General features: G+C 69.8%; 26 protein-coding genes and 1 tRNA gene. 13 read left to right on the plus strand and 14 right to left on the minus strand.

The annotated features are described in order from the left end of the window. Positions 1–153: 153 nt before the first annotated feature. Positions 154–609 carry a hypothetical protein gene (locus ABD719_RS02615; protein ID WP_344691801.1) on the plus strand — a complete coding sequence of 152 codons (456 nt, stop codon included), beginning with the start codon at positions 154–156 and terminating at the stop codon, positions 607–609. Positions 610–767: 158 nt separating this feature from the next. On the opposite strand, the gene ABD719_RS02620 is transcribed toward ABD719_RS02615, so the two are convergent. Continuing rightward, the gene (locus tag ABD719_RS02620; protein WP_344691802.1) at positions 768–3113 is read right to left on the minus strand and encodes a DNA translocase FtsK; all 2346 of its coding nucleotides are present in this window, start codon (positions 3111–3113) and stop codon (positions 768–770) included. A gap of 119 nt (positions 3114–3232) precedes the next feature. On the opposite strand from ABD719_RS02620, the gene ABD719_RS02625 reads away from it, so the two are divergent. Both ABD719_RS02625 and ABD719_RS02630 read left to right on the plus strand, forming a co-directional pair. Continuing rightward, a complete protein-coding gene (locus ABD719_RS02625; RefSeq protein ID WP_344691803.1) occupies positions 3233–4447 on the plus strand; it encodes a UbiH/UbiF/VisC/COQ6 family ubiquinone biosynthesis hydroxylase in 1215 nt (404 codons plus the stop codon). 46 nt (positions 4448–4493) lie between these two features. Beyond that, positions 4494–4856 carry a PilZ domain-containing protein gene (locus ABD719_RS02630; protein ID WP_344691804.1) on the plus strand — a complete coding sequence of 121 codons (363 nt, stop codon included), beginning with the start codon at positions 4494–4496 and terminating at the stop codon, positions 4854–4856. Here ABD719_RS02630 and ABD719_RS02635 read toward each other — a convergent pair. The 4 genes from ABD719_RS02635 to ABD719_RS02650 are packed head-to-tail and all read right to left on the minus strand — an operon-like array spanning position 4853 to position 7732. Further along, positions 4853–5554: a lysophospholipid acyltransferase family protein gene (locus ABD719_RS02635; RefSeq protein WP_425567091.1), complete on the minus strand. Its 702-nt coding sequence runs from the start codon at positions 5552–5554 to the stop codon at positions 4853–4855. The genes ABD719_RS02630 and ABD719_RS02635 overlap by 4 nt on opposite strands. Then, positions 5551–6087: a YdcF family protein gene (locus ABD719_RS02640; protein ID WP_344691805.1), complete on the minus strand. Its 537-nt coding sequence runs from the start codon at positions 6085–6087 to the stop codon at positions 5551–5553. The genes ABD719_RS02635 and ABD719_RS02640 overlap by 4 nt, the downstream gene beginning before the upstream one ends. Beyond that, the gene (locus tag ABD719_RS02645; protein ID WP_344691807.1) at positions 6084–6938 is read right to left on the minus strand and encodes a cell division protein FtsX; all 855 of its coding nucleotides are present in this window, start codon (positions 6936–6938) and stop codon (positions 6084–6086) included. Before ABD719_RS02645 ends, ABD719_RS02640 begins: the two co-directional genes overlap by 4 nt. After that, complete coding sequence (locus ABD719_RS02650; RefSeq protein ID WP_344691808.1) at positions 6935–7732, minus strand: cell division ATP-binding protein FtsE; 798 nt, start codon at positions 7730–7732, stop codon at positions 6935–6937. Before ABD719_RS02650 ends, ABD719_RS02645 begins: the two co-directional genes overlap by 4 nt. 109 nt (positions 7733–7841) lie before the next feature. Between ABD719_RS02650 and ABD719_RS02655 the strand changes: the two genes are divergently transcribed. The 3 genes from ABD719_RS02655 (at position 7842) to ABD719_RS02665 (ending at position 10454) form a co-directional block, all read left to right on the plus strand. Next, positions 7842–8648 (plus strand): MJ0042-type zinc finger domain-containing protein, encoded by an 807-nt coding sequence (locus ABD719_RS02655; protein ID WP_344691809.1) that lies wholly within the window; start codon positions 7842–7844, stop codon positions 8646–8648. Between the two features lie 110 nt (positions 8649–8758). Continuing rightward, positions 8759–8845: transfer RNA gene (locus tag ABD719_RS02660), tRNA-Leu, on the plus strand. Between the two features lie 199 nt (positions 8846–9044). Continuing rightward, positions 9045–10454: a methyl-accepting chemotaxis protein gene (locus ABD719_RS02665; RefSeq protein WP_344691810.1), complete on the plus strand. Its 1410-nt coding sequence runs from the start codon at positions 9045–9047 to the stop codon at positions 10452–10454. Positions 10455–10475: 21 nt separating this feature from the next. On the opposite strand, the gene nhaA is transcribed toward ABD719_RS02665, so the two are convergent. Both nhaA and ABD719_RS02675 read right to left on the minus strand, forming a co-directional pair. Further along, positions 10476–11687 (minus strand): Na+/H+ antiporter NhaA, encoded by a 1212-nt coding sequence (gene nhaA, locus ABD719_RS02670; RefSeq protein WP_344691811.1) that lies wholly within the window; start codon positions 11685–11687, stop codon positions 10476–10478. Beyond that, positions 11684–13294 (minus strand): lysine--tRNA ligase, encoded by a 1611-nt coding sequence (locus ABD719_RS02675; RefSeq protein WP_344691812.1) that lies wholly within the window; start codon positions 13292–13294, stop codon positions 11684–11686. Before ABD719_RS02675 ends, nhaA begins: the two co-directional genes overlap by 4 nt. Before the next feature lie 136 nt (positions 13295–13430). On the opposite strand from ABD719_RS02675, the gene ABD719_RS02680 reads away from it, so the two are divergent. From ABD719_RS02680 to ABD719_RS02690, 3 genes are all read left to right on the plus strand, one after another. Further along, positions 13431–13700 carry a hypothetical protein gene (locus ABD719_RS02680; RefSeq protein WP_344691813.1) on the plus strand — a complete coding sequence of 90 codons (270 nt, stop codon included), beginning with the start codon at positions 13431–13433 and terminating at the stop codon, positions 13698–13700. 172 nt (positions 13701–13872) lie between these two features. Further along, positions 13873–16587, plus strand: a complete 2715-nt coding sequence (locus tag ABD719_RS02685) for an ATP-dependent DNA helicase (protein ID WP_344691958.1) — start codon at positions 13873–13875, stop codon at positions 16585–16587. A 10-nt stretch (positions 16588–16597) separates the two neighbouring features. Beyond that, positions 16598–17134: a SixA phosphatase family protein gene (locus tag ABD719_RS02690; RefSeq protein WP_344691814.1), complete on the plus strand. Its 537-nt coding sequence runs from the start codon at positions 16598–16600 to the stop codon at positions 17132–17134. Between the two features lie 4 nt (positions 17135–17138). Here ABD719_RS02690 and ABD719_RS02695 read toward each other — a convergent pair whose 3' ends face one another. From ABD719_RS02695 to ABD719_RS02720, 6 genes are all read right to left on the minus strand, one after another. Then, positions 17139–18689, minus strand: a complete 1551-nt coding sequence (locus ABD719_RS02695) for a DHA2 family efflux MFS transporter permease subunit (RefSeq protein WP_344691815.1) — start codon at positions 18687–18689, stop codon at positions 17139–17141. After that, positions 18689–19882, minus strand: coding sequence for an efflux RND transporter periplasmic adaptor subunit (locus tag ABD719_RS02700; RefSeq protein ID WP_344691816.1), 1194 nt, complete (start codon positions 19880–19882; stop codon positions 18689–18691). Before ABD719_RS02700 ends, ABD719_RS02695 begins: the two co-directional genes overlap by 1 nt. Further along, complete coding sequence (locus ABD719_RS02705) at positions 19879–21291, minus strand: efflux transporter outer membrane subunit (RefSeq protein WP_344691817.1); 1413 nt, start codon at positions 21289–21291, stop codon at positions 19879–19881. Before ABD719_RS02705 ends, ABD719_RS02700 begins: the two co-directional genes overlap by 4 nt. Next, positions 21288–21755, minus strand: a complete 468-nt coding sequence (locus tag ABD719_RS02710; protein ID WP_344691818.1) for a MarR family winged helix-turn-helix transcriptional regulator — start codon at positions 21753–21755, stop codon at positions 21288–21290. Before ABD719_RS02710 ends, ABD719_RS02705 begins: the two co-directional genes overlap by 4 nt. Before the next feature lie 58 nt (positions 21756–21813). Continuing rightward, the gene (locus tag ABD719_RS02715; protein ID WP_344691819.1) at positions 21814–22380 is read right to left on the minus strand and encodes a GDSL-type esterase/lipase family protein; all 567 of its coding nucleotides are present in this window, start codon (positions 22378–22380) and stop codon (positions 21814–21816) included. Positions 22381–22452: 72 nt separating this feature from the next. Then, complete coding sequence (locus tag ABD719_RS02720) at positions 22453–23907, minus strand: PAS domain S-box protein (protein WP_344691820.1); 1455 nt, start codon at positions 23905–23907, stop codon at positions 22453–22455. Positions 23908–24070: 163 nt separating this feature from the next. Here ABD719_RS02720 and ABD719_RS02725 point away from each other — a divergent pair, with 163 nt between their 5' ends. Then, complete coding sequence (locus tag ABD719_RS02725) at positions 24071–24340, plus strand: GlsB/YeaQ/YmgE family stress response membrane protein (protein WP_344691822.1); 270 nt, start codon at positions 24071–24073, stop codon at positions 24338–24340. A gap of 198 nt (positions 24341–24538) precedes the next feature. Here ABD719_RS02725 and ABD719_RS02730 read toward each other — a convergent pair whose 3' ends face one another. Beyond that, positions 24539–24859, minus strand: coding sequence for a hypothetical protein (locus ABD719_RS02730; protein WP_344691823.1), 321 nt, complete (start codon positions 24857–24859; stop codon positions 24539–24541). 178 nt (positions 24860–25037) lie between these two features. Between ABD719_RS02730 and ABD719_RS02735 the strand changes: the two genes are divergently transcribed. From ABD719_RS02735 to ABD719_RS02745, 3 genes are read left to right on the plus strand one after another with little or no spacing between them, the layout of a single operon-like run. Beyond that, positions 25038–25559, plus strand: a complete 522-nt coding sequence (locus ABD719_RS02735) for a TspO/MBR family protein (RefSeq protein WP_344691824.1) — start codon at positions 25038–25040, stop codon at positions 25557–25559. Continuing rightward, complete coding sequence (locus ABD719_RS02740) at positions 25556–25915, plus strand: thiol-disulfide oxidoreductase DCC family protein (RefSeq protein WP_344691825.1); 360 nt, start codon at positions 25556–25558, stop codon at positions 25913–25915. The genes ABD719_RS02735 and ABD719_RS02740 overlap by 4 nt, the downstream gene beginning before the upstream one ends. Next, positions 25912–26406 carry a DUF427 domain-containing protein gene (locus ABD719_RS02745; RefSeq protein ID WP_344691826.1) on the plus strand — a complete coding sequence of 165 codons (495 nt, stop codon included), beginning with the start codon at positions 25912–25914 and terminating at the stop codon, positions 26404–26406. Before ABD719_RS02740 ends, ABD719_RS02745 begins: the two co-directional genes overlap by 4 nt. The last annotated feature ends 3 nt before the right edge of the window (positions 26407–26409 follow it).

Consider the following 26409-nt stretch of genomic DNA (forward strand, 5'->3'; position numbering starts at 1 on the left):
GGGTCGAGTCGGTCTGACGTTCTCACTTCGGGTTTTCGATCGGGAAGGGCCGCCGCGCCACGCAAGGTCGGCTATCGCCGACCACCTCCCCGAGAGCGGCCCTTCTGCTGTCGCCCAATTGCGGACATTCGTGATCGATGCGACCTTGCACAGATGATCCTTTTCGACCCTGACGCTGAAAAACCTTTCGAAGCCTCCTTTGACGGTTGCTTCCCGTATAAAGATGCGTCCGCCTCGAAGCTCATCTGCCAAGGATGGGCAATCTCCCTTAATGCCGCCTTCTGTGTTTTGGATGAGCTATGCCGACCACCATATCCGCGCACTGTTTCGCAGGAGCGGTTACGAGAGCTTCTGTCCGAGTGGGCGGCTGGCCCCGATCACCCGCTCAAGGCTCCCGTTCTGCACGCTGCTAATGCCTTGATCGACGACGCGCCGCTCGTCTGGGAGCAAGGCGTCGAACTGATGAAGCAAGTCGGAAGCTACGATAGCCAGCGAGCCGCGCTTGGCATCGTCTACTTCGCTTCCGACTGCGACAGCACCGAAGGAAACGAGGCGCTCACAGAGACTGACAAGGAGATACGGGAGAGGTGGGACGCGAGAGGCGTCTGAGGCAACGTCCGCTCTCCGCCACTTTCAGACGTTCCGGCGCCGGCCGGTTCGGGTTGTGATGGCGGGCGGCATCGGCGGGGATCGGATGAATCATATCCGACCGGTGAGGGCGGCGGGATCAGCGGTGGGCCGATCCGCATCACCCCGCCCGCCCCGCCTCAGATCGCGTGGCCCTCGGTGTCGCGCAGTACCTCGCGGCGGCCGACATGGTCGGGGCGGCCGACGATGCCGTCCTTCTCCATCTTCTCGATCAGGCGGGCGGCGGAGTTGTAGCCGATGCGGAGCTGGCGCTGGAGCCAGCTGGTCGACGCCTTCTGCGATTCGCACACCAGCTGGATCGCGGCGCGATATTGCTGCTCCTCCGCCGAATCCTCACCCGTAGGCGCGCCTTCCAGCGCGAAGCTTTCCGCCGGTTCCTCGGTGACGGAGGAGATGTAGTCGGGCAGCCCCTGACCGCGCCAGTGATCCGCGACCGCGCGCACCTCGTCGTCGCTCATGAAGGGGCCGTGGACGCGGACGATGCCCTTGCCGCCGGGCATGTACAGCATGTCGCCGCGCCCCAGCAGCTGTTCGGCGCCCTGTTCGCCCAGGATGGTGCGCGAATCGATCTTGCTGGTGACGTGGAAGCTGATCCGGGTCGGCAGGTTCGCCTTGATGACGCCGGTGATGACGTCGACCGAGGGCCGCTGCGTCGCCATGATGAGGTGGATGCCCGCCGCGCGCGCCTTTTGCGCCAAACGCTGGATCAGGAATTCCACCTCCTTGCCCGCGGTCATCATCAGGTCGGCCAGCTCGTCGACCACCACCACGATCTGGGGCAGCGGATCATAGTCGAGCTTCTCCTCCTCGTAGATCGGCGCGCCGGTATCGGCGTTGTAGCCGGTCTGCACCTTGCGCCCCAACGGCTGGCCCTTCGCCTTGGCGGCGCGGACCTTGTCGTTGAAGCCCGCCAGGTTGCGCACACCGACCGAGGACATCTGGCGATAGCGGTCTTCCATCGTCTCCACCGCCCATTTGAGGGCGCGCACCGCCTTGGCCGGATCGGTGACCACCGGCGAGAGGAGATGGGGGATGTCGTCGTACATGATGAGTTCGAGCATCTTGGGATCGATCATGATCATGCGGCACTGGTTCGGCGTGAGCCGGTAGAGCAGCGACAGGATCATGCAGTTCAACCCCACCGACTTGCCCGAGCCGGTGGTGCCCGCGACCAGCAGGTGCGGCATCGGCGCGAGATCGGTGATGACGGGATCGCCGGCGATGTTCTTGCCGAGGATGATCGGAAGCTGCGCGGCCTGATCCTCGAACGCCTGGCTGCCGACCATCTCGTGGAACGACACGGTCTCGCGGCGGGCATTGGGCAGTTCGATGCCGATGACGTTGCGGCCGGGGATCACCGCCACGCGCGCCGAGATCGCCGACATGTTGCGCGCGATGTCGTCCGCCAGCGCGATGACGCGGCTGGCCTTGATGCCGGGCGCCGGTTCCAGTTCGTACATCGTCACGACCGGGCCGGGCCGCACCTCGATGATCGAGCCCTTGACGTGGAAATCGTCGAGGACGTTTTCGAGCAGGCGGGCGTTGCGCTCCAGCCCCGCCTTGTCGATCACGTTGCCGGCGGAGGGGGGCGCGGGGACGAGCAGGTCGAGCCCCGGCAGCACGTAATTGTCGGGCCGGTCGGTCGGTTGCTGGCGCTTGGGCGGGGCGGAGGCGAGGGTGGGCGCGGCCGGGCGATCGGCGATCACCGGCGCGGGGCGGGGGGCGGCGTCCTCGTCCGGGCGGGGCAGCGCGCGGCGTTTCAGGTCGAGGGGCTCGGGATCGGCATCCGGTTCGGCAACGTCGCCGGCATAGGGATCGTCGGCGTAAGCGGCGTCGGCATCGTCGCCGGCCATGACCGCGCGGCGCGGGCGGCGCAGGCGCCAGCGATGCTCCGACAGGTCGATCTCCAGACTGCGCGCCCAGATGACGACGCCCGCCACCCCCGCGACCAGCCCGACCGCGCGGGCGCCCCACAGCATCACCAGCGGCTCGCCGGTAAAGGCCAGCGCCCAGTCGGTCGCCCCCGCCACCGCGATGCCGACGATCCCGCCCCAGCCCGCCGGCAGCGCCAGCACCGCCGAGGTCGAGATGAAGGCGAGCGCGCTGGCCATCAGCGCCACGCCCAGCGTCGCGCCGCGCAGCATCCGGCCCCAGCGGCCTGGCGGCACATCGCGCCACAGGCGGGAGGCGACGATCGGGCCGACCGGCAGCAGCGCGGCGACGACGGGGCCGAACAGCGACAGCAACAGGTCCGCGATCCACGCGCCGGGCAGCCCCAGCAGGTTGGCCGCGCCCTGCCCGGCGGCGGTGTTGATGGCGGGATCGCCGGGATGATAACTGGCCAGCGCCAGCGCCAGCGCCAGCGTGACCACCCCGATCGCGACGGCGGCGATCAACGCGCCGCTGCGCACCGCACCGGCCTTCACCGTCTCGCGCCACAACGCCGGCTGCGCCTGGCTGGCCATCGCCCTGATTCCTTAGAAATATGATCCGGATTGAGGGGCGGAATCATCGGCCTTTGCGTTCATCCCGTCAAGTTTCCGGGAACATTGGCAGCCCGCCGCCGGGGGAGTAGGACGGACGCATGGACAACGATGTCATCATCCTCGGCGGCGGACTCGTCGGCTCGACGCTGGCGCTGGCGCTGGCCGCCTCCGGCCTGACCGCGGCGGTCGTCGACCCAGCCGATCCGGCGGTCACGCTCGCCCCCGGCTTCGACGGCCGCGCCTCCGCGATCGCGAGTGCGAGTGGGCGGATGCTGGAGGCGATCGGGATCGCGCCGGCGCTGGCGGGGCAGGGCTGCGCGATCCGGCAGATCCGGGTCAGCGACGGGCTGGAACCCGGCAAGCTCGATTTCGTGCCCGATGCCGACGACGGCGCGCTGGGCACGATGTACGAGAACAAGCTGCTGCGCCGGGCGCTGTTCGACGCCGCCACCGCCTCGCCCGCGATCGACCTGCGGATGAAGACCCGCGCGACCACGGTGGAACGCGGCCCGCACGGCGTGACCGCGACGCTGGACGACGGCAGCACGCTGCGCGCGCCGTTGCTGGTCGCGGCCGAGGGGCGGAATTCGCCGACGCGCGAGGGGGCGGGGATCAACGTGGCGCGCTGGTCCTACGATCATGCCGCGATCGTCGGCGCGTTCCACCACGAACGCCCGCACGAGGATATCGCCTTCGAGATATTCTATCCCGCCGGGCCGTTCGCGCTGCTGCCGCTGGTCGACGACGCGGTCGGCCACCGGTCGGCGATCGTGTGGTCGGTGAAGGCGGAACACGGGCCGGGGCTGGTCAAGCTGTCCGACCGGGGGTTCCTGGCGGAGGCATCGGCGCGGATGGGCGGGTTCCTGGGCGAACTGTCCGCGCCCAGCCCGCGCGCCAGCTATCCGCTGGGGTTCCACCATGCCGCGCGGATCACCGCGGACCGGCTGGTGCTGGTCGGCGATGCCGCGCACGGCATCCATCCGATCGCGGGACAGGGGCTGAACCTGGGGATGCGCGACGTGGCGGCATTGGCGGAGGTGCTGGTGGAGGGGCGGCGGCTCGGCCTCGACCTCGGCGATGCGCAGCTGCTGGCGCGGTATCAGCGGTGGCGCGGGCTGGATACGCTGGCGGTAGCGGCCGCGACCGATGGGCTGACCCGATTGTTCGGTGTGCCGGGGCGGACGGCCAGCGCGGTGCGGCGCTTCGGCATCTCCGCCGTCAACGCGATCCCGCCGCTCAAGAATCGCTTCATGGCGGAGGCACGCGGGGAAAGCGGCCAGTTGCCGCGATTGCTTCAGGGGTTGCCGGTCTGATCCCCGGTTAACGGGGCGGCAGGATTTTCGGGCTAGGGTAGTCGGCATGAACGACGACGACTCCCTGCACGGTCGCGACAAGCGCAGCAGCGTCATCATCCGCGCGAATATCGTCGTGGCGGGGATGCGCCTGGAGCGCCGCGTCCGCAATCTTTCGCTGCACGGTGCGTGCATCGACAACCAGAACGACCTGATCGTCGGCGCGACCGTCTATGTCTCGATGGGGACGCTGGACGATCTGGCCGCCGAGGTTATGTGGGCGAACCCGCGACTGGCGGGCCTGCGCTTCACGCTGCCGATCGACCTGGAGGCGGCACGGCGCCCGCGTGGAACGGGCACGGTGGCGAGCGCGGGCTGGATGCGCGACGTCGATAGCGCCTATCGCATCAGGGGCGGTCCCGCGCGCTAACGTCCGGCCGGCTCGCGTTCCAGCGCGTTCATCGCGGCATGGACGCGCGCCTCGGCTTCCTCGCGGGGCAGGCCGGGGGGGACGGGGGTGCCGAAACGCAACGTCGCCACCCCCGGCCGCTTCAGCCCGCGCCGTGGCCAGAGCACGCCGATATCGGTGGCGATCGGCACCGTCGGCAGCTTCAGCATCCGGTAGAGACCGGCGAAGCCGGGCTTGAGCGGCGGGCTTTCGCCGGGATCGACACGGGTGCCTTCGGGAAAGATCAGGATCGAGCGACCCTCGGCGCGGGCGGCGGTGGCGTCGCGCATCATCGATCGCATCGCCTGCGCCGATGCCTCGCGGTTCACCACGATCGCGCCGTAGCGCCGGGCCGACCATCCCCAGAAGGGCAGGCGGGCCAGTTCCTCCTTCAGCACGATCGCCGGGCCGTCCAGCCGGCTTTGCAGGTCCAGCGTCTCCCACATCGACTGGTGCTTGGCGGCATAGAAGACCGGGCCGGCGGGGCGTTCCCCCTCCACCCGGATGCGGATGCCCAGCAGCCACCGCACCGTCCAGCCGTGGAACCGGGTCCAGAAGCTGGCGTGGCGGATCATCGCGCGCCGCCCGAACGCCGCCGACAGCGGCGTGCTGAGCACGATCGGCACCGACAGGGTGTAGAAGACGACGGCGAACAGGATATTGCGGATGAGGACGATCATGATCCGATCCCCAGCCACAAGGCGACCCGGCGCAGCAAGAATTTATTATATTCGTTGACCAGCGTGCCGAGCCGCGGCGTGCCCGGCACCCCGTCGCCCAGCACGATGACATGGTTTCCCAGCACGGCGGCCAGCTCCATCCGCGCACGGGGCAGATGCCAGTCCGAGGTAACCAGCCGCACGACGCGGTAATCGTGCCTGCGGACCCAGGCGGCGGTCTCCTCCGCATTGGAACGGGTGTCGACCGCCTCCGCGCCCAGATCGATGCAGCAGGCGAACAGGGCGCGCGGCACATGATAGGTATGGGCGAGATCGCGAGGCCGCACCCCCGGCCCGACCCCGGTGACGAGCATCCGCCGCGCCTGATGCGCCTGCAACATCGCAAGGCCGCGATCGATGCGGCCCGGCCCGCCCGTGGGGACGACGATCGCGTCGCTGGTGTTGTTCTCCAGCGGGCCGGGCAGCGACACGGTGAAGGCGACGAACCCGAAGCACCAGCCGAGCACCAGCAGGGACAGCAAGCGCAGCATCACGCCAGCCGCCCCAGCATGGCGGCCACCGCACGCCAAGCCGCCGCGATCGCCAGCGCCGCCAGCGCGACCGGCAGCGCGGCCAGCACCGCCCAGTCGCGCGGGGCAAGCGCGGCACCGGCGATCAGGTCCGACCCCAGCGTGGCGACCGCGGCGTCGACCGGGACCAGCATCGCAAGCGCGCCGATGCCGCCGATCGCCGCTCCCGCCAGCACCGTGCCCGCGATCCGCCACCGGAAGGGGGCCGCCAGCTGGCGATCGGTGGCGCCGAGTGCGTGGATCACCGCGATCGTATCATGTCGGCGCATCAGGACGTGCCGCATGGCCCGGCCGGCGATCACGGGGATCGCCACCACCGGTAGCAGCACGAGGGCGGCGGCGACCCACTGCAACCGGCGCAGCAATCCGGCGACGGGGGCCAGCCAGCGATCGGCCCGGTCGATCCGGATCACCGCGACCGCGCCGCGCAGCCGGCGCTCGATCGCGGGCAGGGCGGCGGCATCGTCCAGATCGACGTCGATCATGGCGGGGATCAGAGCGGCGATCGGCAGCCCGGCGGCGTCTTCCCCCAGCCAGGGCCGCAACAGGCGCCGCAGCGTGGCGGGATCGACCGGGGTGGCGCGCACGACACCCGGCATGGCGCGCAGGAGGCCGAGCGCGCGATCAGCGGCGGCGGCGGGTACCTGCACCGTCAGCCGGCCGGCCTGCTGCCGGTCGAACATGCGGGCGCTGCCGGCGATGCCCAGCCCGAACCCGGTGGCGACGATCGCCACGAAGACGAGCATCGCCAGCAGCGCCGCGAGGGCCCGATCGCCGCGCGCCTCGGTGGGAAACCACGCGGGCCCCGGCGTCATGCCGGCACCGGTGGGGCGGGATCGGGGATGGCGGCGGGCGGCCGGGCGGCGGGATCGTGCAGCCGCCCCCGGTCCAGTCGCAGCATCCGTGCGCGGGGCAGGCGGGTGAACAACCGGCTGTCATGCGTCGCCATCACGACCGTGGTGGCATCATCGCCCAGTGTGCCGAGCAGGACCAGCAACCGGTCCGCGGCGGCGGGATCGACCATGCCGGCCGGTTCGTCCGCGACGACCAGCGCGGGGCGGGCGACGAAGGCGCGCGCGATCGCCACCTGCTGCCGCGCGCCTGCCGACAGGGCGGCGGGCGAGGCATGGGCATGGTCGGCCATGTCGATGCGGGCGAGCATCCCCGCCACCGCGCGGTCGATCCCGTCCGGGTGCAGGCCGGCGACCCGCAGCGGCAGCGCGACGTTCTCCGCCACCGACAGATGGGGCAGCAGCCGGCCGTCGCGATGGACCATGCCGATGCGACGGCGCAGGGCCGGCAACCGGTCGCGCGGCAGGGCCGTCACCTCCTCGCCGAACAGGTGCAGCGTGCCGCGGGTTGGCCGGCGGACCAGGCCGAGCAGATCGAGAAACGAGGTCTTGCCCGCGCCGCCGGGGCCGGTGAGCAGATAGAAGACGCCGGCGTGGAGCGAGACGGTGATGTCGGCCAGCACCTCGGGCGCGGTGTCAGCGGCTGACCCAGGATCGTCCGGGGCGACCATGGCCGGCACCGGGCGTGCGCCGGGCGCCGGTTCCGTACCCGTCGCATGGCGCAGGCCGACATTCTCGAACTGCACGATCGTCGTCATGGATGGCGCCAGCCTTCGCACGGGCGGGGCTGCGCTTCAAGCATGGCGGCGCGCTTGATGCTTGCCACGCGCCGAGGCCGCGTGGCACATCATGGCGCGAACGGCCATCATGGCCCTTTCCGTGAGCCATGCACCCCGCCCGATGATCCTCGAATGTCCCGAATGCAGCACCCGTTATCTGGTGCCGGATGCCGCGATCGGCCTGGAAGGGCGGACCGTGCGTTGCGCCAGTTGCCGGCACAGCTGGTTCCAGGCGCTGCCCGACACCGAACTGGAACTGGGCGCGGACCATGCGTTGCCGCCGGCCGACGCCCCCCCGGCCGAGCCTGAGCCCGCCCCGGCCGCTCCCGCCGCCATGGTGCCGGAGATGGGGCCGGCAACCGGGAACGAGGGCTGGGACGATGCCGAGGAGTCGTCGCGCGGCGGGCGGGTCGCCGCGATCGGCGCGTCGGGTTCCTACCCGCTGCCGGTGGCGGTGCCGCCACGGCGGCGGCGACGCCCGGCGCGACGCTGGGCGATCCTGGCGGTGCTGGCCGGGCTGGCGATGGTGGCGGCGGTGGCGGCGATCCTGTGGACGGGGGCGCCGGGCCTCGCGTCGCAGTTCGGCCTGTCGTTCGGACCGGGCGAATCGCCGCTGCGGCTGCGCGACAATCCGATCGAGCGGCGCGAGCTGGAGAATGGATCGGAACTGTTCGCGGTGAGCGGGCAGGTGCTCAACCCCTCCGCGACGCTGCAACGCATCCCCGATATCCGCGCGCAACTGCGCGATGCGGAGGGCAAGCTGGTCTATAGCTGGACGATCACGCCGGAACGGCGGACGCTGGCGCCGGGCGGGGCGATCGATTTCAATTCCGCCAAGCTGGACGTGCCGACCACGTCGCGGCGGCTGGAACTAAGCTTCGCAGGCGAGAACTGAAAACGAGAATGTGGCACGGTTTCGCCGATCGGGCATTGCCGGGCCGGATACCCTCTGCTAGGGGCGCTCGCCTACCAGCCGCCGGGTCTGATCCGGCGTGCATGACATGGGCGGCCATGGCGGAATTGGTAGACGCGCAACGTTGAGGTCGTTGTGGGCGAAAGCCCGTGGAAGTTCGAGTCTTCTTGGCCGCACCATATCTCCCTACCGGTGCAGACCGGTCCCCGCACAGGCTGCGACGGGCTTAAATCACTGATTTTACCGCGATGTGACCATAGCGGTTCTTTCCAGCCTACAATTGCTCTCATTGATGGCTGGCGAATGGGATGTTCGACGCGACCGGCAGGAGCCGGCACGTGCATGACCCATCCGTGTCGTGATGGTGAGGATCATGTGATGGACTGGTTTACCCGTGTTGCACCTATCAGGCAGAAGATGGCGGTCGTCGTGATGACGATGGCGGCATCGGTGGCGGCGGCGGCGCTGATCGGACTGGGATCGGCACTGGCGGGATATCCCTGGGTCGGATTCGGCGTCACGCTGGCGTTGATGGCGATCGTCGTGGTCGCCGGCCTGGCGATGCGGCGGGGCGTGTGCGATTCCTATGTCGGCACCGTCGTCCGCATGGAGGGGCTGGCCGCGGGCGATCTGGCATCGCCGATCGCGTTCACCGAATATCAGGACTGCGTCGGCCGGATGACCAAGGCGATGTTCACGTTCCGCGACACCGCGGTCGCCAATCAGGCCCATGCGGCGGCGCAGGCGGCGGTCGTGACGCTGCTGGGCAACCATCTCGCCAAGCTGCGCAGCGGCGACCTGACGACGCGGATCGAGGCCGATCTGCCGTCCGACTATGCGGTGCTGAAGGACAACTTCAACGATGCGGTCGACGCGATCCGCGACCTGACCGGCGCAGTGGCGGAAAGCGCGGCCGCGATCCGTACCGGCTCGGGCGAGATCGCGCAGGCATCGGAAAGCCTGGCGCGCCGTACCGAGAGCAACGCCGCGTCGCTGGAGGAAACCGCTGCGTCGGTGACGCAGATGGATGGCCGCCTGCGTGCGTCCGCCATGGCGGCGGTGCGGACGGTGGAGCGCGCCGATCAGGCGATCGCGACGGTCGGTGGTGGCCGCGCGGTGGCGGACGAGGCGGTGCAGGCGATGGGTCGCGTCAGCGACAGCGCCAAGGGCATCGATTCGGTGATCGAGGGGCTCGATAAGATCGCGTTCCAGACCCGGGTGCTGGCGATGAACGCCGCGGTCGAGGCCGGTCGGGCGGGTGATGCCGGCCGTGGCTTTGCGGTGGTGGCCGATCTCGTTTCCGCCCTCGCGATGCGCGCCGAGGAAGAAGCCAAGCGGGCACGTGACCAGCTAACGGTGACGCAGACCGACATCGTCACCGCGGTCGAGGCGGTCACCAAGGTCGACGCGGCGCTGGCCAACATCTCGGGCGACGTGGCGCAGGTCCACGAACTGCTGGCGACGATGGCGTCGGACAATCAGGCGCAGTCGGCGGCGATCACGGAGATATCCTCGGCGATCGGGACGATGGACCAGTCGACCCAGCAGAACGCCGCGATGGTGGAGGAAACCTCCGCTGCTGCGCGCAATCTGGCGGGTGAGGTCAGCCATCTCTCGGAACAGGCCAATCGCTTCAAGATCGGCGAGTCCGCTGCCTCGCATCGCCCGGCCACCCCGGCACGGCCTTCGATGGCGCAGAAGATCGCCTATGCCTCGCCCGTCCGGCCGCTGCCCGCCGCCGCCATCCCGGCAATGGTCCGTTCCGAGGATGACTGGAACGAGTTCTGACGAAGCGGTAGCACCCGTGGATCAAATCTGCGGGTGCTCCGCGTCGCCGGCCTCGTCACCGATCCAGTCACTGGCCCCGTTACTGGCGGCACGGCGCAGAAGGAGATAGCCGCACCCGGCTGCCAGCAGCGATCCCGCCAGCACGCCCAGCTTCACCCGGTCGCCGAGCAGCGGATCGCCGGGAAAGGCGAGCTGGCCGATGAACAGGCTCATCGTGAAGCCGATGCCGCCGAGCAGCGCGATGCCGTGGACCTGCCGCCACGACGCGCCGTCCGGTCGGGGGGCGAGGCCGAACCGGTCGGCCAGCCAGACGCTGCCCATGATCCCCGCCTGTTTGCCGACGAACAGTCCGGCGGCGATGCCCAGCACCAGTGGTTCGGCAAAGGTCGCCAGCCCGATCCCGCCCAGCGTGACGCCGGCATTGGCGAAGGCGAACAGCGGCACCACCACGAACGCGATCCACGGCGCCAGCGCATGTTCCAGCCTGACGAGCGGCGACCGGCCGCCGTCCCGCGCGGAAAGCGGGATCGCGAACGCCGCCAGCACGCCGGCGACGGTGGCATGGATGCCCGATCGCAGCACGCATACCCACAGCAGGGCGGCGAGCAGCAGATAGGGCGTCAGCGCGGTGACGCCGCGCCGGTTGAGCGCCGCCATCAGCGCCAGTAACCCCGCCGCCGCCGCGAGGGCGAACGCATCGAGCCCGTGGCTATAGGCCAGTGCGATGATCGCGACCGCGCCCATATCGTCGACCACCGCGACCGCCGTCAGGAACACCTTGAGCGACGCCGGCACACGCGGGCCGAGCAGCGCCATCACCCCGACCGCGAAGGCGATGTCGGTCGCCGCCGGAATCGCCCAGCCGCGCGCCAGCCCCGGGGTGCCCCCCGCGACCGCCAGATAGACCAAAGCGGGTACCGCCATCCCCGCCGCCGCCGCGATGAACGGCAGCGTCCGGGCCGCCGGGGTGGCGAGGCGCCCAACCAGCAGCTCGCGCTTGATCTCCAGTCCGACCAGCAGGAAGAACAGCGCCATCGCCCCGTCGTCGATCCACTGGTGGATCGTCAGCGGCCCGGCCGGGGCGTGGAGCAGCGCGGCATAGCCCGCCATCGTCGCAGGCAGGTTGGCGGCAAGCATCGCCAGCGCCGCCGCCACGATCAGCACGATCCCGCCCGCCGCCTCACCTTTGAGGATTTTGGACAGGGACAGGGTGGGGCGCGGCAGGGGGATCAATCCGCCTTCGCCAGCGCTTCGGCGATCAGCCGACGTGAATTGTCGATGCCGTAGAGCGCGAAGAAGCTGCCCATGCGCGGCCCCTGTTCCGATCCCAGCAGCGTTTCGTACAGCACCTTGAACCAGTCGCGCAGCGCCTCCTTGCCGTAATGCGCTTTGCCGATTTCGTAGACGTGGTTCTGCAGCGTGACGGCGGGGTCCTCACCCTCGCGCGCGACGCCGTCCTCGCCGGCCAGCGCCGCGTCCAGTTCGCGCAGCGCCTGTGCTTCCGATGCGGTCGGCGCGCGGCGGTTCAGCGTCGGCGCGACGAAATCGCGGCCATAGGCGACCGCATAGCCGATCAGCTTGTCGAGCGCGGGGTGGGTTTCCGCCGACAGGGCGGGATCGTAACGATGGAGGAACGCCCACATCGTCTTGGCGTCGCCGACGCCGGGCAGGCTGGCGAGATTGAGCAGCAGGCCGAACGTGACCGGCAACGTCTCGTCCGGCACCTTGCCGTCATGGATGTGGTGGACGGGATTGCCCAGCCGCTGCTTGAGGTCCTGGCCCGCGTAATTGCCGCGGAACTGCCAGTATTCATCCACCGCGCGCGGGATCACGCCCATGTGGAGCTGCTTGGCCTTCTTGGGTTCGCGATAGGCGTAGAAGGCGAGGCTTTCGTCGGGGCCGTAGGTGAGCCACTGGTCGATCGACAGGCCGTTGCCCTTCGACTTCGAGATCTTCTGGCCGTGTTCGTCGAGGAACATCTCGTAATTGAACCCCTCGGGCGGGCGGCCGCCCAGCACGCGGGCGATCTTCGACGACTGCGTCACCGAATCGATCAGGTCCTTGCCCGCCATCTCGTAATCGACGCCGAGCGCGACCCAGCGCATCGCCCAGTCGACCTTCCATTGCAGCTTGGACAGGCCGCCCAGCGCCGACTGGACGATGCGTTCGCCATCGTCGTCGGTGAAGGCGATCATGCCGGCGTCCGCATCCAGCACCTCGACGGGCACCTGCAGCACGATGCCGGTCTTCGGGCTGATCGGCAGGACGGGCGAATAGGTCTCGCGCCGTTCCGCACGCAGCGTCGGCAGCATCACGTCCATGATGCCCTGATAATGGCGCAGCACCAGCCGCAGCGCATCGTCGAACCGGCCGCCGGTATAATATTCGGTCGACGAGGCGAAGTCGTAGTCGAAGCCGAACTGGTCGAGGAAGCTGCGCAGCCGGGCGTTGTTGTGCGCGGCGAAGCTGTCGTGCGTGCCGAACGGATCGGGGATCTGCGTCAGCGGTTTGCCGAGATGTGTCCGGAGCATGTCGCCGTTGGGCACATTGTCGGGCACCTTGCGCAGGCCGTCCATGTCGTCGCTGAACGCGATCAGCCGGGTCGGCTGGTCGCTGAGCGCGTGGAAGGCGTTGCGGACCATCGTGGTGCGCAGCACTTCGTTGAAGGTGCCGATATGCGGCAGGCCTGAGGGGCCGTAGCCCGTCTCGAACAGGATCGGGGCGGGCTTGCCGTCGCTGGCGGGCTTGCCGTTCGGATAGCGCTTGAGAAGCTTGCGTGCCTCCTCGTAAGGCCAGGCCTTGGAATCGTGGGCGGCGGTGCGCAGGTCTGTATCGGTCATGATGCCCCTGCCTCTGCCGCCTTGGGGACCGAAGCGCAAATCCGCCAAAAATTATTTCGGCGGGCGGGAACCAATCCGGCCGCCGGGATTTGGTACCTCTTGGTTTTCCGGCCATTCGGAACAGGGATACATTATGATGAAGAAGACGTTCGCTCTCGGTATCGCAGCCGGCCTGATCTCGCTGTCCGCCTGCAACACGAGCCCCACCGAACAGGCGGCGGACAATATCGAGTCGAACACCGAGGCGGTCGCCGACAACCTCGAAGAGGCCGCCGATAACGCCACCACCGAAGCAGGTGAGGACGCGCTCGAGAACCAGGCGGATGCCGTGCGCGCGACCGGCCAGAATCAGGCAGAGGACATGCGCACCAACGATCCGGACACCAACCTGTCGAACGGTCTCTGATCCACGACGGTTGCCGGTAAGATTCCGGCCGCTCCCAAGCGCGGCCCGGATCGGAAAGGCGCCCGGGGAAACCCGGGCGCCTTTTTCGTTTGAGCCGATTTCGTGATCGCCGGACGGCGACCGGTGTCGTAATTCAGTGGCGTATCGCTTTCGTTCCGCTCTAAATGGCGTGATGCTGCCCTATCCTGCCCTCCACGCCAGCCATGGCGGCATCTGGATCGCGACGGCGGACGGATCGCGCGGCGTCGGCCGGGGGGAGGCGATCCGGATCGCGGCGGATACGCCCGTCATCCTGCTGAACGCACCGCTGATCGGGCAGCGGCTGGGCTATGCCGAACTGTCGGGGCTGGACCTGCTCGAACTGTTCGCGTTCCTGCATCCGGCGCGCTTCGCGGTGCCGACCCCCGCCGGCCTCGCCCGCGCCGTCGACCTGTCACCCCCCGAACGGGACGAGGATGTCGCCGCGTTTCTGCTGGAAGCCACCGCCGCGCTGCTCGCCGTGCCGGCGGGGCACTGGCCGGAGCGGGAGGGGGCATGGGCGGTGGCGCAGTCGCTGACCCGGCTGCGCTGGCCATGGGGGCCGGTGATCGGCCCGCGCGTGGCGAAGCCGACGGTCGACGAACGCTGGCTGTTTTCGAAGCTGCCCGAATGGGAGGAGGCGCCGCCGCGCCCTGCGCCGCGCACGGTGGAGATCGCGCCCGGTGCCGCCGAGGCGCGGCTGGCCGAACTGACCGGCGGGACGGCGGAGGAGCGACCGGGGCAGCGCGCCTATGCCGCCGCCGTCACCGCCGCCTTCGCCCCGCGCGCGATGCGCGATGCGCCCAATCTGGTGCTGGCGGAGGCAGGAACTGGGATCGGCAAGACGCTGGGCTATCTGGCGCCGGCCAGTCTGTGGTCGCAGGCAGCGGGCGGGGCGGTGTGGATATCCACCTATACCAAGGCGCTGCAACGCCAGCTGTCGGCGGAGACGGCGCGCGTCTATCCCGATCCGGTGCTGCGCGCCGAACGGGTAGTGACGCGCAAGGGCCGCGAGAATTACCTGTGCCTGCTCAATCTGGAAGATGCGTTGCAGGGCGGCTTCGCCGGCCGGGCGGCGGTGCTGGCGCAACTGGTCGCGCGATGGGCGGCATACAGCAAGGACGGCGACATGGTGGGCGGCGACCTGCCCGGCTGGCTGCCGACGCTGTTCCGGCGCAACGGCCCCGCCGCGCTGACCGACCGGCGCGGCGAGTGCGTCTATGCCGGCTGCCCGCATTACCGCAAATGCTTCATCGAACATGCCGCGCGCGCCAGTGCGGATGCCGATATCGTCATCGCCAACCATGCGCTGGTGATGGTGAACGCCGCGCGGGGGCGCGAACTGGCGACGCGGCCGACGCGTTATGTCTTCGACGAGGGGCATCACCTGTTCGACGCCGCCGATTCGATGTTCGCCACCGCCCTGACCGGTAGCGAGACGATCGAGCTGCGCCGCTGGATATTGGGGCCGGAGGCGGGCGGGCGCGGGCGGCGGCGGGGGTTGCAGGCGCGCCTGTCCGACGTCGCCAGTTACGACGAGGGCGGGGCGCGCGCGATCGCGGATGCGGTGCAGGCGGCGCAGGCGCTGGCGTCCGACGGCTGGATCGGGCGACTGGCGGAGGGGCAGCCGTTCGGACCGATCGAAACGCTGCTCGCGGCGGTGCGCGGCCTAACCTATGCCCGCGCCGAACAGCCGGGAGACGCGGGCTACGGTCTGGAAACCGAACTCGCCGAGCCGACCCCCGAACTGATCGAGGCGGCCGCCCCCGCCGCGCACGCGCTCGATGCGCTGCTGCGTCCGCTGGTGGCGCTGGGGCGGCGGCTGGAAGCGGTGTTGGCGGAAGCGCCCGACTGGCTGGACGCGGCGGCGCGGGCGCGGGTGGAGGGGGCGATCGCCTCCACCGGCTGGCGCGCGGAGACGGTGGCGGCATGGCTGGCGCTGCTGGCACGGGTCGGCGGGCCGATCGATCCCGACTTCGTCGACTGGCTGGCGGTCGACCGGGTGGAGGGGCGCGATTACGATATCGGGCTGCATCGCCACTGGCTCGATCCCACCCGGCCGTTCGCGGCGATCGTGCTGAAACCGGCGCACGGCGCGCTCGTCACCTCCGCGACGCTGACCGGTGGCGGCACCGATGCCGAGGAGCGCTGGACGGTGGCGGAGGCGCGCAGCGGTGCGCCGCATCTGGCCCGCGCGGCGATGCGGTTCGAGGCGGCCAGTCCGTTCGACTATCCCCGACAGTCCGAGGTGCTGATCGTCACCGACGTGAAGCGCGGCGATATCGGCAGCCTCGCCAATGCCTATACCCGGCTGATCGTGGCGAGCGGGGGCGGCACGCTGGGCCTGTTCACTGCGATCCGGCGGTTGCGCGGCGTGCATGGCCGCATCGCCGACCGGCTGGCGCGCGAGGGATTGCCGCTCCACGCGCAGCATGTCGATCCGATCGACACCGGCACGCTGGTCGATATCTTCCGCGACGATCCCGCCGCCAGCCTGCTCGGCACCGATGCGCTACGCGACGGGGTGGACGTGCCGGGCCGCTCGCTGCGGCTGGTGGTGATGGAGGGGGTGCCATGGCCCAAGCCGACCGTGCTGCACGCCGCGCGCAAGCTGGCCGGGGGCGGCTCCGCCTATGACGACCGGATCGTGCGGGCGCGGCTGGCCCAGGCGTTCGGGCGGCTGATCCGGCGTGCCGACGATCGCGGCGCATTCGTGCTGCTGTCGGCGGCGATGCCGTCGCGCCTGCTGACCGCGTTCCCGCCGGGCGTGCCGATTACGCGCGTGACGCTGGACGAGGCGGTCGAACGGGTGGCGGCACGGCTTTCCATGGCCCCGCGCATCGGGCATGAGGAAAACCTGCCCGGCTGACGGAGAGCCCATGAAGACGCTGACCCTGCTCCGCCATGCCAAGTCGGGTTGGGATGACCCCGTCGCCCGCGATTTCGATCGTCCGCTGAACCCCAAGGGGCACAAGGCGGCGCGGACGATGGGGCGGCACCTGCGCCAGGCCGACTATGCGTTCGACCATGTCGTCGCTTCGCCCGCGGTGCGCGTGGTCGAGACGCTGGCCCAGATCGAGGACGGCTATGGCGGGTCGCTGGCGGCCGAATGGGACCGGCGCATCTATCTCGCCTCGGCGGCGACCTTGCTCGATATCGTCCACGAACTGCCGGAGATGGCGGGGCATGTGCTGCTGGTCGGGCATAACCCCGGTCTGGAGGATCTGGCGCTGCTGCTGACCCCGGACGACGGCAATCCCTTCCGCGATGCGATCGAGGCGAAATATCCGACCGGCAGCGTGACGCAGATGACGTTGCCGGGCCGGTGGAACGAGGCGGACCGGGGCATGGCGACGCTGACCCGCTTCACCCGCCCGCGCGATCTCGACCCGTCGCTCGGGCCGGACGCGGACTAGGCGTCTAATCCGCCGCGACGGGGCCGCTCGGCGCACTGGGGCGACGGGTGAACCAGACGATGACGACCAGCGCGAGGCACAGCCATGCCGACAGGCGGAACAGGTCGGTCGAGGCGAGCAGATAGGCCTGCCCGACCATCTGCCGCGTCATCGCCCCCGCGGCCTGCGTGTCGGTCAACCCCATCCGCACCAGTGCGTCGCGCGCCATGGTAAGGGGCATGCCGGTGCCGACCGCCTCCGACAGGTGGCTCTGGTGCAGGGCCTCGCGCCGGTCCCACGCGGTGGTGATGAGCGAGGCGGCGAAGCTGCCCGCGGTGATCCGCGCGAAGTTGGAGATGCCGCTGGCGGAAGGCAGCCGTTCGGGCGGAATGCGATCGAGCGAGATCGTCAGCATCGCGAGGAAGAAGGTGCTCATCGCGATGCCCTGCACCAGCAGCGGCAGCATCAGGTCCTGGAAACTGGCATAGGTGGTGTAGCCCGACCGCAGGTAATAGGAGAGGCCGAACGACGCGAACGCCACCGTCGCCAGGATGCGCGCGTCGATCTTGCCGCTCATCTTCGCGACGAACGGCGTCAGCAGCACGGCCACCACGCCCGATGGCGCCGCCACCAGCCCCGCCCAGGTCGCGGTATAGCCCATCTGCGCCTGCAGCCAGAGCGGCAGCAGCAGCGTGTTGGCGAAGAACACCGCATAGCCGAGACAGAAGGCGAGCGTGCCGATCGCGAAGTTACGGCTCTTGAACAGCGACAGGTTCACCGCCGGGTTGGCGTCGGTCAGTTCCCAGATCAGCCACGCGACGAAGCCGATCGCGGCGATCACCGCGCAGACGACGATGCGTTCGGACGCGAACCAGTCGTCGTTCTTGCCGAGATCGAGCACGATCTGGAGCGCGCCGACCCAGACCACCAGCAGGATCAGCCCGACCTGATCGATCGGCAGCTTGCGGGTCGGCGTTTCACGCGTCTTCAGCCCGCGCCAGCTGACGAAGCCGCAGAACAGGCCGAACGGCACGTTGATGAGGAAGATCCAGCTCCAGTGGTAATTGTCGGAGATGTAGCCACCCAGGATTGGCCCCATGATCGGCGCGACCAGCGTCGTCATCGACCAGATGCCGAGCGCGGTCGATCGCTTGTCAGAGGGAAAGATCGCGATCAGCAGCGCCTGGCTGCCGGGAATCATCGGGCCGGATACCGCGCCCTGCAACACGCGAAACGCGATCAGCGACGGCAGATCCCACGCGATCCCGCACAGGAACGAGGCGATGGTGAACAGGATCACCGAGGTGCAGAAGGTCCTGACCACGCCGAACCGGCCCATCAGCCATCCGGTCAGCGGCACCGCGACCCCGTTGGCGACCGCGAAGGCGGTGACGACCCAGGTCGAATTGTCGCTGGATACGCCCAGATTGCCCGCGATCGTCGGCAGCGACACGTTGGCGATCGTGCCGTCCAGCACCTGCATGAAGGTGCCGAGCGCCAGCGCGAAGGCGGTCAGCGCCAGCGCGCCGCCGGCCAGCGGGGCGGGCGACGCACCCGTGGCGGCGGGAGCGGCCATCAGCGGTTGGCCGCGATGATCTGCCGGATGCGCGCCTCGACCTGCGGGTCGCCGGCGGCGGTCTTCAGCCCGGCATAGGCCTGTCGCCCCGGCTGCCCGATCCGGGTGCCCGACGTGTCGGCGGTATCCACCGTCGCCGCGACCGACAGGCCGACGCGCAAGGGATTGGCGCGCAGTTCGGCGGGATCGAGCATGATCCGCACCGGCACCCGCTGCGTGATCTTGATCCAGTTGCCGCTGGCGTTCTGCGGTGGCAGCAGCGCGAAGGCATTGCCCGATCCCGCGCCCAGCCCGACGATGCGGCCGTGATAGACGATGTCATCGCCGTACATGTCCGCCGTCACCGTCGCGGGCTGGCCGATGCGCAGGTCGCGCAATTGCGTCTCGCGGAAATTGGCGTCGACCCACAGCCGGTCGAGCGGCACCACCGCCATCAGCGGCGTACCCGCCGCCACCTGCTGCCCGATCTGCACCGTGCGCTGTGCGACGATGCCGGCGATCGGCGCGGCGACGTGCATGTGGCCCAGCGTGATCGCGGCACGGCGATAGGCGGCGATCGCAGCCAGTACCTGCGGATTGGTGTCGACCGTGGTGCCCTGCACGGTGTTGCGCGACTGCGCCTGCCGGCTGCGGGTGAGCGCGAGGGTGGCGGCGGCGACACGGACCTGATCCTGCGCATGGGCCAGTTCCTCGCCCGACACCGCGCCCTGCGCCGCCGCGCCCTGCCGGCGTACCAGATCGCCGCGCGCCTCGGCCAGTTGCGCCTCGGCCTGCGCTACCGCCGCACCGGTTTCGTTCACGGCGGCGAAGCTGGTCCGCGTCGATCGCACCGCGCGCGCCAGATCGGCTTCGGCGGACGCGAGGCCGACATCGGCGGTCGCGGCGTCGAGGTCGATCAGCGGCTGGCCGGCGCGCACCATCTGCGTGTTGTCGGCATGGATCGCCAGCACCGTGCCGGGATCGCGTGCGGTGATCGACACCACATCGCCCGCGACATAGGCGTCGTCGGTTTCCTGTTCGGGTTTCGCCAGCAGGAAGTGGAACACCGCCCACACGATCGCGGCGATCAGCACGACGAGGCCGAGCAGCATCAGCCCCCGCTTGCGCGCGCGCGGATTGCCGGCGGGCGGTGCCGGTGGAGCAGGGGGCGATGGCGGCGTGTCGGGTGCCGCAGGGGCGCGGGTATCGGTCATCGGTTCATGTCCCGGGAAGCATCGAAGCCGCCGCCCAACGCCAGCACCAGCCGGACCCGTGCCTGTGCGGCATCGGCGGCAAGATCGGCGTCGGCCTGTTCGGCGGCGAGGATGCGGATGTCGTTGTCGATCAGGTCGAGCCGGCTGTCGAGCCCGCTGGCCACGCGGATGGCGTTCAGGCGATTGGTTTCGGCATAGCCGCGCACCACCGCGCGCTGCTGCACCCGATCCGCCTCGGCCGCGCCGATCTGCGCGATCGCGTCCGCCGCCTCGCGCACCGCACCGACGACGCGGTCGTTGTAATCGGCGGTGGCGAGATCGAGCGCGGCGCTGGCGCCCGCCAGATCGGCGCGGCGGCGACCGGCGTCGAACAGCGGCAGGCTGATCGCCGGACCCACCCCCAGGCTGCCGGCGTCGAGCGACAGCAGGTTGCCGATCCCGACCGCCTGGAGGCCGGCCAGCCCGGCGAGGTTGATGTTGGGGTAATAGGCACGCTGCGCGACCTGCTTGCCGGCGGCCGCCGCCGCGATCCGGGCCTGCGCGGCGGCGATATCGGCGCGCCGCGCCAGCAGGTCGGCGGGCACCGTGGCGGGCAGCGGCAGCGCGGCGTCGAGCCGCAGCATGGTCGGCCGGATCGTGGCGGGATAATCGACCCCGCGCCCCGCCAGCGCGGCCAGCGCGTTCTTGGCCAGCACCGCCGCCGCGCGGGCGCGGACCAGCGCCTGCTGCGCCTGCGCGAGCAGCGTCACCGACGATTGCCGGTCGAGTTCGCTGGCCAGCCGGTTGCGGATACGCACATCGATCAGCCGCAGCGAGCTGGCCCGCGTGGCGATGGTGCGTTCGGCGATGCGGCCCTGTGCCTCGGCCCGGACGAGATCGAGATAGGTCGATACCACCGAGGCGGACAGCGCCAGTCGTGCGGCGGTTAGGTCCAGCACGGCCGCCGCCCCTTGCGCCTCTGCCGCGCGGATCGCCGCCCGCTGGCGCCCGAACAGGTCGAGATTCCAGTTGAGGTTGCCCAGCGCGGTGCCGATGAAGCGGGTCGATCCCGCAAAGGGCGGCGGGATGGTGTAGCGACCGCTGAGCCGGGCGATCTGGCCCTGCGCATCGAGCGTGACCTGCGGCCCGGTATCGGCCCGGCGCGTCGACAACACCGCCTGCGCCTGCGCGACGCGGGCGATCGCACTGTCGAGCGAGGGGTTCCCCGCGACCGCGTCCGCCACCAGCGTGTCGAGCTGCGGATCGCCGAAGCCACGCCACCAGTCGGCGGCCAGCTGCGGTCCCTGCCCGGTAAGGCCCTGCCCGGTGAGACCCAGCGCGGCCGGGGCGACCGGTGCCACCGCCTGCCGGGTCGCGGGGGCGGCGCAACCGGCGACCATCAGTGCCGCGGCCAACACTGCGCGGGTCATGCGCAGGGTGCCCCGGCCGCGACGGCGAGGGTGCCGCGCAGCTTCTGGAGCAACGAGATCATCATCTGCACCTCCGCCTCCGACCAGTCGGCAAGCCATGTATTCCAGCAGGCCACGACGTGCCGTTTGCACCGCAGCGCCACCGCCTCGCCCTCCCCGGTCAGCGCCAGCTTCACGCAGCGACGATCCTCGGGCGTGCGTTGCCGGGTGATCCAGCCGCGCTCCTCCAGCGTATCGACCAGCCGGGTCATCGCGCCCTTGTCATGGCCCAGATCGCGGGCAAGGTCGGCGGCGGTGACCCCGCGCCCGAAGAAGATCGAGACGAGCGCGGACCATTGGATGCCCGTCAGCCCCTCTGCCGCGAACACCGGTTCCATCGCCACGCCGCCAAGCTGGTGCGCGCGCCGGATCAGATAGCCGATCGAAATATCGGGTGCGAACTCGGAGTCGGCATAGAAAGGCATGTCGATGCCTTGGCAATGGTTGCCAAGGCAGTCAATTAACAAAGACGTTAATCGTCGATCAGCCCTCGCCCAGCATCCGCAGCACGGTCGGCAGCATCGCATCGACGACCAGATGGATGGCGGCGGCGTTGGGATGGATGCGATCGGCCAGCACCATATCCGTACGGCCCAGAATGCCGGCGGGGAAGAAGTCGCGACACGTTGCCCCGTGGCGCGTGGCCAGTTCCTCGTGGATGCCCAGGTGATGGCGGGCGCGGTCGTGCAGGATCGGCGGCGGCGCGACCCTCGTCAGCAACACGGGTATGCCGCAACGACCAAGCTCGACGAGGATCGCGTCCAGCCCGGCACGGGTGGTGGCGGGCGGTACCTGTCGCAGCACGTCATTCGGCCCGACCTGCACGATCGCCAGATCAGGAGGCGATGTCAGGCGCGACATCACCGACGGCAGGCGATGGAGGACGTCGGCGGTCGTGTCGCCCGACCGGCCGGCATTGATGATCGTGGCGGCGGGATGGACGGTGCGCAGCCGCCGTTCCAGCTGCATGGCGAAGCCATCGGTGGTCGCAAGGCCATAACCGGCGACCAGACTGTCACCGATCGCGAGGATCAGGGGATAAGGGGGCATCGTTCCATCCGGGATAGGGAGGGCGAGATAGGAAGGATCGGGCGCGGGGAAAGGGGGGGCGTCACGCCCCCGTCAGGCGCGGCGCGATCCCATGCCGCGTTCGCGCCCCCACACCACCGCGCCGCTGCGCCGGTTGACGCCGGTCTTGGCATAGATGCTGGCGACGTGGTTGCGCACCGTGTTGCGCGACAGGCTGAGCCGGGCGGCGATCGCGGCATCGTCCAGATCGTCGCAGATCAGGTCGAGGATTTCCCGTTCACGCGGGGTGAGGTCGGACGGTGGTGCCTGGGTCTGTGGACGTCGCAGCGTCGCCAGCTTGTCGAGGATCGAGCGGCTGAGCCAACTGGCGTCCTTCATCACCTCGTCGATCGCGCCGGCCAGTTCGGTTTCGGTGCGGCGGCGCTCGGTGACGTCCTCGAACGCCCAGAGGATGCAGGCCGCGCCGTCGACGTCGATCGTCTCTGCCGCGACGAGGCAGTCGATCGCACCGCCGTCGCGCTGCCGCAACCGTGCCTCGCCAGCGCGCAGCCGGCCCCGGTCGACGATCGCGGCATCCAGCGCCGCGCGCGGCGTGTCGTCATCCCACAGACCGAGATCCTCGAACGTATGCGTCGCCGCCGCCGCGTCATGCCCGGTCAATTCGCGGAACGCGGCGTTGACCCGGGAAATCCGCCGGTCCGCGTCGCGGGTGATCGCCATCGCGACCGGCGCCATCTCGAACACCGCGACCAGATGCCGTTCGCTTGCCGCCAATGCCGCTTCCGCCCGGTGGCGCGGTTCCAGGTCGGCGAAGGTCAGTAGCAGCGCATCCTCGCCGGTCACGTCGATCGGCTGGCCGGCGAACAGCACCAGCCGTCGCGATCCGTCGGCGACGAGAAGGTCGGCTTCCGCCTGCGGCACGATCTCGCCAGCCGCGATGCGGCGGCGCACGTCGGCCGGATCGGCGAGACCGCCGAGCAGATCGAGGGCGAACAGCGATCTGCCGTGCAATTGCTCGCCGGCGAAGCCGGTCAGGGCAAGGAAGCCGGGATTGGCCCGCGCGATCCGCAGATCGGCCAGTCCGAGCACCAGCGCCGGCGCGGGATTGGCCTGGAACATCGCGTTGAACCGGGTTTCGGCGTCGAAGCGGGCGGATACGTCGCTGATGACCAGCGCGAGATAGTCGGCCTCGCCCCCGTCCTCGTCCATGATGACGTCGCGTACCTGATGGACCCAGCGCGCCTCGTCTTCCCCGGCGGGGGCGACCTGCACGATCTCGTCCGGAAACGGTTCGCCGGCGAGCAGGCGGAACAGCGGATAGTCGCGATGCCGCAGGGGCCGGCCATCCGCCGCGCGCAGCGAGAAGCGGCCGGCATAATCCTCCGCGGTCGATCCCAGTCCGGCCGCATCGTCCAGCCCGTGCATCCGCAACGCGGCGGGGTTGGCGCCGAGGATGGTGCCGGTCGGATCGAGCAGGATCACACCGTCCATCAATTGCGCCATCAGCTGTTCGAGATGGCGGAGACCGGGTGCGGGATGTGATGGCATGGCGCATCAAGCGTGCGATGCCCGCACCCGGTTCCATGGTTCGCTACCAGCCCGAGTGGTGCAGGCATACTATCCACCGGCATCGCCCGGATTTCGCGATCTGAACATCATGGGACCGACGACGGTTTAACCCTCACTTGGTAAACAGCGTGAAGGAACGAACATGGGTCTCATCATACTTCTCGTCGTCGGCGGCGTGATCGGCTGGGTCGCCAGCATGGTGATGCGCACCGACGGCCAGCAGGGCATCCTGCTCAACATCGTGGTCGGGATCGTCGGGGCGGTACTGGCCGGGTTCATCGTGACGCCGCTGATCGGCGGGGCACCGATCACCAGTGGCGTCATCAGCATCCAGTCGGTCGTCGTCTCGCTGATCGGCGCGATCGTACTGCTCGCGCTCATCAACCTCTTTCGTCGCGGCGCGGTGCGGTGAGCCGGATCGTCCCGCTGCCGGCCGGTCATCCGGCCGGCAGCGGGACAAACGGTATCACTCCATCCTGATCCCCCGTCCGCGGCCCCGGTCGCGGCAACGGGGGCTGCGTCCGTGGCGGCGGCGATCCGGCGGCGGGTGACATCGCGTACATGATGTCGCCGCCGGAACACCGGCTTGTCGGGCCGGTATCTGGTCCGGTCAGCCGGCGTCCTCGGTTTCCACCACGCCCGCCGAATCGAACTCGCCGAACGCATCGCGGACTTCCTCGGCGGTCTGTTCGTCCCCGACTTCCACGGTCACCACGATCGCGCCGTTCAGCGGGGCATCGTCGCGATTTTCCGCGCTGGGCGCGCCGGCTTCGGTGTCCGAGCCCGCCTGTTCCTCGCCGACGCTGTTGCGATCACCCTCGGTGGTGATGAACACGGCGGCACGATCGAGATCGAACTGCTGAACCAGTCGCTCCACCGTCATTTCGGCATTGCGGCGGGTATCGAACGTGGCGCTGAGCATAACCGACATGAGCATGTCCTTGGCGAAAGTGACGACGGGATGCCGACGCGGGGGTCAACTATCGGTGAGCCTCCATGATCCATGGCCACGGTCGATGATCGTCACGGCGGTCGGGGCGAGGGAACGTCGGCGCGCCCGCTGCGCTTGGGTGATGGGCATCGCGCCCGCCACGCAAGGATAGTTTGCCATGCCCGACGCCGATATCGACCCCGCCCGTGCCGGCCTGTCGCGTCCGCTGGCGTTCGCCGCCGTGGCGGCGGTGTTGGGCGCCAGCGCCTGGCTCGGCCGGCGCAACGCCCCCGATCCGTCGCATCCCGGCATCCGTCGCTGGTACAAACGGCTCGACAAGCCCGCCTATACGCCGCCCGATGCCGCCTTCGGCGCGGTGTGGCCGGTGCTGGAGACGGGGCTGGGCATCGGCGGCTATCGCCTGTTGCGGCAACCGGCGAGCGATGGCCGCAACATCGCCGTCGGCCTCTGGCTGCTCAACACGGCGATGATCGGCGGCTGGACCGAGTTGTTCTTCCGGCGAAAGGCGCTGGGGGCCAGCGCGGCGGCGTCGGCGGCGATGATCGCGACCGGTGCCGGTTATGTCGCGGCGGCCGGCCGCGTCGACCGGCCGGCGGCGGCGCTGGCGGTGCCGTTCGTCGCGTGGCTGGGGTTCGCCACCCTGCTAGCCGAACGTATCCGGGAACGGAACGCGGCATGACCCGCGTCACCGTCTGGCATGATGGTGCCTGCCCCCTGTGCCAGCGGGAGATCGCGCTGATGCGGCGGCTGGACCGGCGCGGGGCGATCGATTTCATCGATGCCAGCGATCCCGCCGGTTCGTGCCCGATCGATCGCCGCACGATGCTCGCCCGCTTCCACGCCCGCGAGGATGGACAATTATTGTCCGGCGCGGCGGCGTTCGCGGCGATGTGGCGGGCCATCCCGTTGTTGCGGCCGCTGGGGATCGCGGCGCGCAGTCCGCTGGTGCTTGCCGGGCTGGAACGGGCCTATCTGCTGTTCCTGCGCATCCGGCCCCGGCTCCAGTCGATCATGCGCGACCGGGTGTCGGCATGAGGCCGGTGCCCGACCGGCCCGCGCCGGGGCAGGAGAGCGTCTGGTCTTATCCGCGACCGGCGATCGCGGAGCGGTGCGCCCGCCACATCCGCATCGAGCATCGCGGCCTTGTCATCGCCGACACCAGGGCCAGCGTCCGCACGCTGGAAACCAGTCATCCACCCGGCTATTATCTGCCGCCCTCGGATATCCTGATGACGGCGCTCCGCCCTTCCGCGCGCGGATCGTTCTGCGAGTGGAAGGGGCAGGCGGTCTATTATGATCTGGTGGTCGACGGCACCGTGATCGAGGACGTGGCGTGGAGCTATCCCGCGCCCACCCCCGCTTTCGAACCCCTGCGCGATCATATCGCCTTCTATCCCGCGCCGCTCGACGTCTGCACCGTCGACGGGGTGCAGGTCGTGCCGCAGGATGGCGGCTTCTACGGAGGCTGGATAACACCCGACCTCGCCGGTCCGTTCAAGGGCGGGCCGGGAAGCCGCTTCTGGTAGGTG

Source organism: Sphingomonas cynarae (genome assembly GCF_039537815.1).
GTDB lineage: Bacteria > Pseudomonadota > Alphaproteobacteria > Sphingomonadales > Sphingomonadaceae > Sphingomonas > Sphingomonas cynarae.

What these genes read in the sequence shown, in the direction of transcription:
- ABD719_RS02615 (WP_344691801.1), top strand. Translation starts at nt 154, where the DNA reads ATGATCCTTTTCGACCCTGACGCTGAAAAACCTTTCGAAGCCTCCTTT.
- ABD719_RS02685 (WP_344691958.1), top strand. Translation starts at nt 13,873, where the DNA reads ATGCTGCCCTATCCTGCCCTCCACGCCAGCCATGGCGGCATCTGGATC.
- ABD719_RS02650 (WP_344691808.1), bottom strand. Translation starts at nt 7,732, where the DNA reads ATGACGACGATCGTGCAGTTCGAGAATGTCGGCCTGCGCCATGCGACG.
- ABD719_RS02725 (WP_344691822.1), top strand. Translation starts at nt 24,071, where the DNA reads ATGGGTCTCATCATACTTCTCGTCGTCGGCGGCGTGATCGGCTGGGTC.
- ABD719_RS02620 (WP_344691802.1), bottom strand. Translation starts at nt 3,113, where the DNA reads ATGGCCAGCCAGGCGCAGCCGGCGTTGTGGCGCGAGACGGTGAAGGCC.
- ABD719_RS02695 (WP_344691815.1), bottom strand. Translation starts at nt 18,689, where the DNA reads ATGGCCGCTCCCGCCGCCACGGGTGCGTCGCCCGCCCCGCTGGCCGGC.
- ABD719_RS02690 (WP_344691814.1), top strand. Translation starts at nt 16,598, where the DNA reads ATGAAGACGCTGACCCTGCTCCGCCATGCCAAGTCGGGTTGGGATGAC.
- ABD719_RS02710 (WP_344691818.1), bottom strand. Translation starts at nt 21,755, where the DNA reads ATGCCTTTCTATGCCGACTCCGAGTTCGCACCCGATATTTCGATCGGC.
- ABD719_RS02740 (WP_344691825.1), top strand. Translation starts at nt 25,556, where the DNA reads ATGACCCGCGTCACCGTCTGGCATGATGGTGCCTGCCCCCTGTGCCAG.
- ABD719_RS02730 (WP_344691823.1), bottom strand. Translation starts at nt 24,859, where the DNA reads ATGTCGGTTATGCTCAGCGCCACGTTCGATACCCGCCGCAATGCCGAA.
- ABD719_RS02655 (WP_344691809.1), top strand. Translation starts at nt 7,842, where the DNA reads ATGGCCCTTTCCGTGAGCCATGCACCCCGCCCGATGATCCTCGAATGT.
- ABD719_RS02645 (WP_344691807.1), bottom strand. Translation starts at nt 6,938, where the DNA reads ATGACGCCGGGGCCCGCGTGGTTTCCCACCGAGGCGCGCGGCGATCGG.
- ABD719_RS02675 (WP_344691812.1), bottom strand. Translation starts at nt 13,294, where the DNA reads ATGACCGATACAGACCTGCGCACCGCCGCCCACGATTCCAAGGCCTGG.
- ABD719_RS02680 (WP_344691813.1), top strand. Translation starts at nt 13,431, where the DNA reads ATGAAGAAGACGTTCGCTCTCGGTATCGCAGCCGGCCTGATCTCGCTG.
- ABD719_RS02720 (WP_344691820.1), bottom strand. Translation starts at nt 23,907, where the DNA reads ATGCCATCACATCCCGCACCCGGTCTCCGCCATCTCGAACAGCTGATG.
- ABD719_RS02700 (WP_344691816.1), bottom strand. Translation starts at nt 19,882, where the DNA reads ATGACCGATACCCGCGCCCCTGCGGCACCCGACACGCCGCCATCGCCC.
- ABD719_RS02715 (WP_344691819.1), bottom strand. Translation starts at nt 22,380, where the DNA reads ATGCCCCCTTATCCCCTGATCCTCGCGATCGGTGACAGTCTGGTCGCC.
- ABD719_RS02665 (WP_344691810.1), top strand. Translation starts at nt 9,045, where the DNA reads ATGGACTGGTTTACCCGTGTTGCACCTATCAGGCAGAAGATGGCGGTC.
- ABD719_RS02635 (WP_425567091.1), bottom strand. Translation starts at nt 5,554, where the DNA reads ATGATCGTCCTCATCCGCAATATCCTGTTCGCCGTCGTCTTCTACACC.
- ABD719_RS02705 (WP_344691817.1), bottom strand. Translation starts at nt 21,291, where the DNA reads ATGACCCGCGCAGTGTTGGCCGCGGCACTGATGGTCGCCGGTTGCGCC.
- ABD719_RS02625 (WP_344691803.1), top strand. Translation starts at nt 3,233, where the DNA reads ATGGACAACGATGTCATCATCCTCGGCGGCGGACTCGTCGGCTCGACG.
- ABD719_RS02630 (WP_344691804.1), top strand. Translation starts at nt 4,494, where the DNA reads ATGAACGACGACGACTCCCTGCACGGTCGCGACAAGCGCAGCAGCGTC.
- ABD719_RS02735 (WP_344691824.1), top strand. Translation starts at nt 25,038, where the DNA reads ATGCCCGACGCCGATATCGACCCCGCCCGTGCCGGCCTGTCGCGTCCG.
- ABD719_RS02745 (WP_344691826.1), top strand. Translation starts at nt 25,912, where the DNA reads ATGAGGCCGGTGCCCGACCGGCCCGCGCCGGGGCAGGAGAGCGTCTGG.